Source organism: Peribacillus sp. P4_C12, assembly GCF_056402095.1.
This window is the reverse complement of the sequence record NZ_JBFUIB010001030.1, coordinates 1-802: the sequence shown is the minus strand read 5'-3', so window position 1 is coordinate 802 and position 802 is coordinate 1. Positions and strand designations below refer to the sequence as shown.

1 protein-coding gene is annotated in these 802 nt (G+C 35.5%); it reads left to right on the top strand.

The features are described from left to right. Positions 1-581: 581 nt before the first annotated feature. The coding region (locus AC1DUW_RS31010) for a DNA alkylation repair protein (RefSeq protein WP_477644480.1) at positions 582-802 on the top strand (221 nt) is incomplete at its 3' end.

The following is an 802-nucleotide window of genomic DNA, read 5'->3' as shown; positions in this document are numbered from 1 at the left end:
AATATTTCCTTTCTAAAAAATAAATTTCCATACATGTTTAAGAGTATCGCCTCCTTATTAAGAAATAGTAACCCACAAACTTAGATAACTGTTTTATAATATTATACACTTATTTTTTGTGTAAATTAAGAATTTTCAGTTAATAATATCTGAATTTTTATCCTATTTTCATAACTTCAGAAGCATATTAGTATTTATAAATAATTTCCATGCGCTTCTAAATCGGTAAAAAGCTCGTTTAACTGTTTTGTAGTTTGTCCCCAACGGTCAAGTTACATGGAAAAGCCCTCGAATTCTATGAAATTCATGGGCTTTTTGATTTCCTCTTATCCGTATTATGTGAACAAAAGATCTCTTTTAGGTTTGCTTCATCCAAAAATCCTTGATAGAAACAATAAGAATAAATCTTTATAATCGAGTTTGAACTCACCAACATCCCATGTGTTTCCACTTACACTCTGCACATGTTGAGACTGTGGTTTTGCTGACAAATGTAAAGATTTGTTATAGGCTAATAGAGATGGATTTGAGGGTCTTAAATCTAGGGKGAAAAACCTCCAAAAGAAGGAAGTGCTAAAACGATGAATTTACAAATGGTTATGCAGGAGCTTGAAGTTCTCGGCAAGGAACGAACCAAGAAAATTTACGAATCCAATGGCGCGCACGAGCCGCTTTTTGGCGTGGCTACAGGCGCTATGAAACCGATCGCCAAGAAGATCAAAAAAAATCAACCTTTGGCTGAGCAGCTTTACGCCACAGGGAACTACGACGCAATGTACTTTGCAGGCATAATTGCAGACCC